At 65.3% G+C, this 7828-nt stretch carries 10 protein-coding genes; 8 read left to right on the plus strand and 2 right to left on the minus strand.

Annotated features, from left to right (window positions below; all coding sequences use genetic code 11):
• Positions 1 to 209: 209 nt before the first annotated feature.
• The 4 genes from AC1RWI_RS32415 (at position 210) to AC1RWI_RS32430 (ending at position 2275) form a co-directional block, all read left to right on the plus strand.
• Positions 210 to 569 (plus strand): hypothetical protein, encoded by a 360-nt coding sequence (locus tag AC1RWI_RS32415; RefSeq protein ID WP_043342875.1) that lies wholly within the window; start codon positions 210 to 212, stop codon positions 567 to 569.
• A gap of 316 nt (positions 570 to 885) precedes the next feature.
• Positions 886 to 1518, plus strand: coding sequence for a response regulator (locus tag AC1RWI_RS32420; protein WP_043342877.1), 633 nt, complete (start codon positions 886 to 888; stop codon positions 1516 to 1518).
• Between the two features lie 109 nt (positions 1519 to 1627).
• Complete coding sequence (locus AC1RWI_RS32425) at positions 1628 to 2035, plus strand: response regulator (RefSeq protein ID WP_043342881.1); 408 nt, start codon at positions 1628 to 1630, stop codon at positions 2033 to 2035.
• 96 nt (positions 2036 to 2131) lie between these two features.
• Positions 2132 to 2275 carry an entericidin A/B family lipoprotein gene (locus AC1RWI_RS32430; RefSeq protein WP_043342884.1) on the plus strand — a complete coding sequence of 48 codons (144 nt, stop codon included), beginning with the start codon at positions 2132 to 2134 and terminating at the stop codon, positions 2273 to 2275.
• A gap of 107 nt (positions 2276 to 2382) precedes the next feature.
• On the opposite strand, the gene AC1RWI_RS32435 is transcribed toward AC1RWI_RS32430, so the two are convergent.
• On the minus strand, positions 2383 to 3837 hold the full coding sequence (locus AC1RWI_RS32435) for a CHASE3 domain-containing protein (RefSeq protein WP_492870387.1): 1455 nt from the start codon (positions 3835 to 3837) through the stop codon (positions 2383 to 2385).
• A gap of 278 nt (positions 3838 to 4115) precedes the next feature.
• On the opposite strand from AC1RWI_RS32435, the gene AC1RWI_RS32440 reads away from it, so the two are divergent.
• The 3 genes from AC1RWI_RS32440 to AC1RWI_RS32450 all read left to right on the plus strand — a co-directional run bounded on the left by AC1RWI_RS32440 (position 4116) and on the right by AC1RWI_RS32450 (position 5090).
• On the plus strand, positions 4116 to 4289 hold the full coding sequence (locus AC1RWI_RS32440) for a DUF1328 family protein (RefSeq protein WP_035859073.1): 174 nt from the start codon (positions 4116 to 4118) through the stop codon (positions 4287 to 4289).
• An 89-nt stretch (positions 4290 to 4378) separates the two neighbouring features.
• Positions 4379 to 4540, plus strand: coding sequence for a DUF1328 domain-containing protein (locus AC1RWI_RS32445; RefSeq protein ID WP_043342893.1), 162 nt, complete (start codon positions 4379 to 4381; stop codon positions 4538 to 4540).
• A gap of 133 nt (positions 4541 to 4673) precedes the next feature.
• Complete coding sequence (locus AC1RWI_RS32450; protein ID WP_043342896.1) at positions 4674 to 5090, plus strand: glycine zipper domain-containing protein; 417 nt, start codon at positions 4674 to 4676, stop codon at positions 5088 to 5090.
• A gap of 313 nt (positions 5091 to 5403) precedes the next feature.
• Here the strand turns inward: AC1RWI_RS32450 and AC1RWI_RS32455 are convergent, their stop codons facing one another.
• Positions 5404 to 5727 (minus strand): DUF1840 domain-containing protein, encoded by a 324-nt coding sequence (locus AC1RWI_RS32455; RefSeq protein WP_043342900.1) that lies wholly within the window; start codon positions 5725 to 5727, stop codon positions 5404 to 5406.
• A gap of 260 nt (positions 5728 to 5987) precedes the next feature.
• Here AC1RWI_RS32455 and argS point away from each other — a divergent pair, with 260 nt between their 5' ends.
• A complete protein-coding gene (gene argS / locus AC1RWI_RS32460; protein WP_492870389.1) occupies positions 5988 to 7781 on the plus strand; it encodes an arginine--tRNA ligase in 1794 nt (597 codons plus the stop codon).
• Positions 7782 to 7828: the final 47 nt, after the last annotated feature.

The following is a 7828-nucleotide window of genomic DNA, read 5'->3' on the forward strand; positions in this document are numbered from 1 at the left end:
CCCCCCCCCCCCAAGCGCAAGCCATTGGGCAAGCAGGGAAAAGCCTCTTTGAGCGCATCCATGTGCCTTTGTCAGTTCTTCACTACTCCTTACAAGGCATTACATCTCCTAACAGACCGCGCGGGTTTGCATCCTTAGACTGAGGGCTCACATCAAGTGAACACCGCAGCGAATGTTTCGCGGCGGCGCAAACTGCTAGGAGCCTCTCCATGAACAAACTGCTGATCTCCCTTTCCGCTCTCTCGATCGCTGCCGCATCCTCGCTGGCCATGGCGCAAGGAACCGGCATTGATGCGAAGGCTGGCGCCACTGGCGCCATGGCGGCGCCCGCAGTCAGCGCGCCCGCAGACAAGGGCGCAGCCGCCAGCGCAGGTGTGAAGGCTGGCCTGGGCGCTTCGGCCAGCGCCGACAAGGGCGTGGACGCCAAGGCCGATGCCGCAGCCGACACGCACGCCAAGTCCACCGCCAAGACCAAGAAGCACAGCAGCCACGCCAAGGCCAAGAAGGGCGAGGCCGCGACCGACACCAGCGCCGCCGCCGACACCGGCGCCGCGGCCAAGGTCCAGTAAGCCAATAAACGGCAAGCGTGCCGACAAACCTGAGGCGTTTGCCGCAGCCGCCGAGCGGGCCAAAGCCGTTCGCCATGACGACGGCTGTCTCTCCCTCTCCCCTCAGGGGGAGAGGGGTGGCTTAGCTAGGGGCCACTTGAAGCGAAGCCAAGGTTTTTTCGACACAGGGACGGGCTCACCCCGTCCCTTTTTCGTTGGCGCGGACAACTGGGAGCTTGTCAGTCCTAGACCGACAGTCGGGCGGTTTTGCAAGCACTACAATGCATTAGCCCGGCCGCTCCTGAGCGCTGGTGCATCCATGCCCCGGGGAGACATCATGATTCGTGTTCTGATCGCCGACGATCACCAGATCGTGCGCGCCGGCCTGCGGCAGTTTATTTCCGACGAGCCCGATATCCGGGTAGAGGGCGAGGCGGCCAGCGGCGACGAAGTCATGACACGGCTGCGTGAGCTCGAGTTCGATGTGGTGGTGCTCGATATCTCGATGCCCGACCGTAACGGCATCGACGTGCTCAAGCTGCTGCGCCAGCGCCATCCCGACCTGCCGGTGCTGATCCTCTCCACCTACCCGGAAGACCAGTACGCCATCAACCTGATCCGCGCGGGCGCATCCGGCTACTTGACCAAGGAAAGCGCGCCCGACGATCTCGTCAAGGCCATCCGCACCGTGGCCCAGGGCCGGCGCTATGTCAGCGCAAACGTGGCGGACCTGCTTATCGGCGGGCTGGACAAGCCCACCAACCAGCCGCTGCACCAGACCTTGTCCAAGCGCGAGTTCCAGATCTTCTGCAAGCTCTCGCGCGGGCAGTCGGTCTCGGTGATCGCCGAGGAGTTGTTCCTGAGCGTCAAGACGGTCAGCACCTATCGCTCGCGCATCCTGGAAAAGATGGGCATGAAGACCAATGCCGACCTGACCTACTACGCGATCAAGAACGGTCTGGTGGAGTAGGCGCCGCAAAGGCAAAGCGCATTCCACGGCATACTGCCGCGTTCGCCTGACGCCGCTGTAGGACGGACGCCGATGGTCTCTCTCCATACTCTGTTGCTACCATGAAGTCATGTTGGATCAAGCTGCGGCCCCCTCGTATCGCGCACTGCGGGTCCTGCTAATCGAGGACTCAGCGGTACTGCGGGGTATGTTGCTTGAATACCTGAACGCATTTCCGTTTATCGAAGTCGTGGATTGGGCGGATACCGAAAGCTCGGCGCTGCGCCTCTGCGAGGCGGGCAAGTACGAGGTCGTCATCGTCGACCTGCAGTTGCGGCAGGGCAACGGGATCAACGTGCTGCGCGCCTTGCAGAAAACCGAGCTGTCGGGTATCCGGATCGTGTACACCAATCATGCCCAGGTGCCTACATACCGGCGGCAGTGCGCCGAGGCCGGCGCGGACTATTTCTTTGACAAGTCGCTCGAACTCGAGCAGGTGTTCCGGGTGATCGAGGAGTACGCGCGGGCAGATGGCTGAATGCGTATCGACTGTATTGACCGTATCTACCGTATTGTCAGTACCGGCAGTTCCACCTGCGGCCATGCCGCGTCAACCTGAAGCAAGGAGAGAATCATGAGAAAGCTGATGGCGCTGTGCGCCCTGGCAGGTGTGGTCCTGGTGACCGGTTGCAACACGATGGCCGGCGCGGGTAAGGACATCGAGAAGGGCGGCGAGAAGGTGCAAGGCGCCGCCGAGAGCGTCAAGCAGAAGATGTAAGGCGCCGTGCCGTGCGCGCGGCGGCCAGACAGGCGGAAGCGGATAAGAGGAATGGAAAAGGGGCTGCGCGGAGCCCCTTTTCCATTCCTCACCGCTTGGCTGGCCGGCTAGTTGGCCGGCGGCGTGCCGGTGGGCGCATCCTGCGGCGGCTCGCCGGGTTCCCCCATGCCGTCAAGCTCGTCCTCATCGTCGCGCGGCGGCGCCACGATGGCATCGGTGAGCGGCACCACCACCCGGATGGTGACGCCGGCACCGGGCTCCGACTGGAGCTCAAGCGTGCCGCCCAGGGCGATCACGCGCTGCTCCATCCCCAGCAGGCCATGGTGTCCCACCGAGCGCCGCGATTCGAAGTCCGCCGGCAGCCCGCGCCCGTTGTCGCTGATTGCCAGCTCGAGCACACCGTCGGCGCAATCGAGCTGGATGGACACGCGTCGTGCTTCGGCGTACTTGCTGGCGTTGGTGAGCGACTCCTGCACGATGCGGTAAAGGGCGATGGCAGCATCGTCGCGCAGCGGCGGCACCGCATCTGCCAGCTGCACATCCGCCTCCCACTGGTTGCGCGCGGCCACTTCCTCCACCAGCTGGCCGATGGCCTCCTTCAGGCCCAGGTTGAGCAGCACGGTGGGCCGCAGGTCCTCGATCAGGCGCCGCTTGATCTGGATCCCCTGGTCCACATGCAGCATCACGCGGGTGAGCTTTTCCGCCACATCCGGGTGGGCGTCCTGGATGCGGCGGCGCACCCAATGCATATCCAGCTTGGTGGCGGTCAGGATGGCGCCCAGCTCGTCGTGCAGCTCGCGCGCCAGCCGCGTCTTCTCGTCCTCGGTCACGCGCTGCAGGTGGGATGCCAGCGCCGAGAGCTGGCGTGTGCGCGAGCGCACCATGCTGTCCAGGCGCGCGCTTTCTTCTTCCAGCTCGCTGCGTGCGGCTTCCGATACCGCCATGCGGCGCGAATGCTGCAAGCCCACCACAATCAGCAGCACGATATTGATGGCGGTCAGCAGGCCGATGCCGTAGCGCGACAGCGCAAGGTCGCGGTCGGCGTACTCCAGGCTCTGCGACACCGATTTGGCCTCGCGCTGCAGCAAGGCCTCCAGCCCGCGCCGCGCGTTGTCCATCGTCTGCTTGCCGAAGTCCGTGCGCATCAGGTCGAGCGCCACTTCCACGTCGCGCTTGCCGTAGATCAGTGTCAGGTCCATCTCGGTGAGCTTGCGGCTGACGGCGGTGGAGGCCTCGATGAACAGCTTGAGCGCCTCCGGGTCGTCCGCGTAGCGGTTGCGCAGCGCGCTCATCAGCGCATTGATGCGCGGCACGGCCTGGTAGTACGGCTGGAGGTAGCTTTCCTTGCCGGTCAGCAGGAAGCCGCGCTGGCCGGCTTCGGCGGTGACCAGCTCGCCGAGCAGGGAGGTGATCTGGCCCTGTACCTGCTGCGACTGGATGACTTGCGTATAGCCCTGGTGCAAGCGGATGTTGCCCGCCTCCGAGGCGATCAGCACCACCACGGTAAGCACGATGCCGCCCGCCAGAAGCAAGGTCGAGCGCAACAGTGACTGCTTGAACATGTTCGTTTCCCGATGTCGGGCGCTTGGCCGGCGCGGCGTTTCCCGCGCCTTGCCTGCACCTTGCCTGCGACGATGGAAGCACATCGACGGTCTGCGGTCAACCCGCCGCGTCGCCGGTGCTGCCCGCGAGCCCGCGCCGGCGCTTGGGCTGTAGGAATTGGCTGACAAGCGAATCGGTGCGGCTGCGGTGTCTGGCCGGAGATCTGATTTCTACCATGGTTCCATGAGCTTGCGCACCCCGCGTCAAGCCAGCCAGGAAAGTGAGAGGGAGCACGTCAATGCTGAAGTGGGCGCTGATTTTTGCAGTGGTTTCCGTGGTCGCCGGCTTGCTGGGGTTCACAGGTATTGCTGCCGGTGCGGCCGGCATTGCCAAGATCCTGTTCTTCATCTTCCTGGTGCTGTTCGTGCTGTTCCTTGTCCTGGGCGTGACCGTCTTCAAGGCGGTGAAGTAGCCAACCGCAACCGCAATCGCCAGCCGCTGTCACTTGCCAAGCGCACGGCTGCTGGCGCGGCAGCCCAATCCATTTAGGGAGCCATCACCATGTTGCACTACGCACTCGTATTTTTTGTCATCGCCCTGATCGCCGCGATATTCGGCTTTGGGGGCATCGCGGCAGGGGCGGTCGAAATCGCCAAGATCCTGTTCTTCATCTTCCTGGTGGTTGCGCTGGTGACGTTCGTGATCAGCCTGGTCAGGCGCTAAGGGGGGGCTGGCGCGGCTTTCGCGATGGCAGCGAAGGCCGCGCACTGCGCATGCAGATCCCACCTTCACGATTTCCCGGCAGACAGCACGAACCGCATCGCATCGCGTCATCAGGCCAAACGGAGATAAGCCAATGCTGACCAACAATCCAAAGATCCGCAAAGAAGTGAATCACCTGGCTGACAGCGCCGAAAGCACGGTGCGCCAGATCCGGCATGCCGCGCGCGATACGCGCGGCGCCGCCCGCGAAGCCGCAGGACCCGTGGCCGGCGAGGTCAACCGGCTGATTGCCCAGCTCGAGCAAACCATGGAAGTGCTGGGGCGCGAAGGCTCGTCCGAGGCGGTGCAGGCCGGACGACGGCTGCAGGACCGTACGCGCGCCTTGCGCGACCACCTTGCGAGCCGTGCACGCGAACGTGTGGACTACGCCGTGGACGGCGTGCAGCGGCGCGTGGCGGCGTCGCCGTTGAAAGCGATCAGTATCGCGGCGGCGGCAGGCGCTTTCGTCGGCTTGCTGATGGCAGCGAATAGCCGCAGCCGCAACGACTGACCGAGGCATTGCGGCCAGCCTGGCAGTGCCGTATGCGGCGCATGCATCGCATACGCCGCTTGGGCAGTATTCCGTAGCACGATTCTTCCCCCTTCCGGATCCCCTCCCTGATCCGGCATGCCCGGCCCGCATCAGCGGCTGGGCATTTTTTTGCCGGAAGCGCGAGAAGGCAGGAAAAGGAGAGCGGGTGGGGCCGGACGCGGGGCCAAGAAGCGGGGACAAGAAGCGGCGAGCGCAAGGGTAGACAAGGTGGCCGGCTGGCACCGGCTACCTTGTCGTTAATCTACGAGCGTACGGGGATTCGGCGCACTGCCTACACCCCCCACATCACCTCGGTGCTCTCGCGTTGGGATGCGCGCAGCATGTCGAGGAAGGGGTAGGCGCGCTGGCCCAGGTGCAGGGGCTCTTCCTCGATGTCATCGTCAGTCTTGCCGGGATGGACCGACGAAACGGCCGGGTGCACCTTCTTGGCATCCGTCACGGCGGCTTCCAGTATATGGATGCAGCGTGGCAGTTCCTCGATGGTGATCACCCCGCGCTCCCCCAGGTGCTTGCCGATAATCCCCAGGAGCGTCACGGCAAGGTCTCTCATCATGATGAGGTCCTGCGACGCGTGGGATTTGAAGGTGATCAGCATGATATTTCCTTTCCTTGGCGTACAGCGAAGTACATGGGCGAAAACCATGGCCGCGCGGCTTGTCCCGGAACCGGCCAAAGGACTCGCGACAGCCGGTTTTGGGCTTGCTGCATGATGTCAGCATAGCACCTGATAAAATTCCGCGTTCTGCAATTCATTGCCTGCCACGCGGCGCGGCCTCCACATGCCGCCCGCGGCGGTGCCGCCGCGGCAGAACCGCCGCGACGGCACCAGACAACCGCCTCAGGGCCACGACATCCATGCTGCCAGTTCAGACCACCAATCTTGCCGCTGCGTTCAATGACGCGGTGCGCGCAATCGCCCCGGCCGACGCCGCCCTGCCCGACGCCGTCTTCGAGCGTCCTAAGGTCGCCGCCCACGGCGACCTGGCCTGCAACCTCGCCATGCAGGTTGCCCGCGCGCTCAAGCGCAACCCGCGGGAGCTGGCCCAGCAGATCGTCGACGCAGTCAAGGCCGACGCGCGTACCGCCGGGCTGGTGGCCAGCCTGGACATCGCCGGCCCCGGCTTTATCAACCTGCGCCTGACGCCGGCCGCCAAGGCCGATGTGCTGCGCGCGGTGCTGGAGCAGGGCGACCGCTACGGCGCCAAGGCACAGGGCGTGCACGGCAAGGTGCTGGTCGAGTTCGTCTCCGCCAACCCGACCGGCCCGCTGCACGTTGGCCACGGCCGCCAGGCGGCGCTGGGCGACGCGCTGGCCAACCTGCTGGACTGGCAAGGCTTTGCCGTGCATCGCGAGTTCTACTACAACGACGCCGGCGTGCAGATCCAGACCCTGGCCGTATCGGTGCAGGCGCGCGCCCGCGGCTTCAAGCCGGGCGATGCCGCGTGGCCGGAGTCGGCCTACAACGGCGACTACATTGCCGACATCGCTGCCGATTTCCTGGCCGGCAAGACCGTGCGCGCCTCCGACGGCGACGCCGTGACGGCCTCCGGCAACGTGGAAGACATCGAGTCGATCCGCAAGTTTGCCGTGGCCTACCTGCGCAACGAGCAGGACATCGACCTGCGCGCCTTCGGCGTCAAGTTCGACCGCTACTACCTGGAGTCCTCGCTGTACAGCGACGGCCGCGTCGAAGCCGCGGTGCAGTCGCTGGTGGCCAAGGGCAAGACCTACGAGAACGAAGGCGCCCTGTGGCTGCGCACCACCGACGAAGGCGACGACAAGGACCGCGTCATGCGCAAGACCGACGGCACCTATACCTACTTCGTGCCGGACGTGGCCTACCACACCAGCAAGTGGGAGCGCGGTTTCACCAAGGTCATCAACGTGCAGGGCAGCGACCACCACGGCACCATCGCCCGCGTGCGCGCCGGCCTGCAGGGGCTGGACATCGGCATCCCCAAAGGCTACCCCGACTACATCCTGCACAAGATGGTCACCGTCATGAAGAACGGCGAGGAGGTCAAGATCTCCAAGCGCGCCGGTTCCTACGTGACCGTGCGCGACCTGATCGAGTGGAGTAACGGCGCGGAAGGCGGCGAGACCATCCGCGGCTGCCTGGAAGCCGGCGTGGCCGACTGGCCCGAGCACTTCACCCGCGGGCGCGACGCCGTGCGCTTTTTCCTGCTGTCGCGCAAGGCCGATACGGAATTCATCTTCGACGTCGACCTGGCCCTCAAGCAGAACGACGAGAACCCGGTGTATTACGTGCAGTACGCCCATGCCCGCATCTGCTCGATCTTCGAATCCTGGGGCGGCGCGGACTGGGAGGCCAAGCTGCCTGCCCTGGCCGGCACCGACCTGGCCCCCGTGACCGGTGCCGACGCTACCCCGCAGGCGCTTGCGCTGGGCCAGCGCCTGGCCGATTTCCCGGACATGCTGGCGGCAGCGGCGGGTGAACTGGCGCCGCATGCGGTCGCTTTCTACCTGCGGGACCTGGCGGGCGATTTCCACGCCTTCTACAACTCCGACCGCGTGCTGGTGGATGACGAGGCGGTCAAGCTGGCGCGCCTGGCGATGCTGGCCGCCACCCGCCAGGTGCTGCGCAACGGGCTGGCCGTCATCGGCGTCTCGGCGCCGCAGCGCATGTAAGCCAGGCTGGCGGGGGGGGGGGGGGGGGGGGGGGGGGGGGGGGGGGG

The sequence above is a fragment of the Cupriavidus sp. MPR-AND1C genome (genome assembly GCF_058809705.1).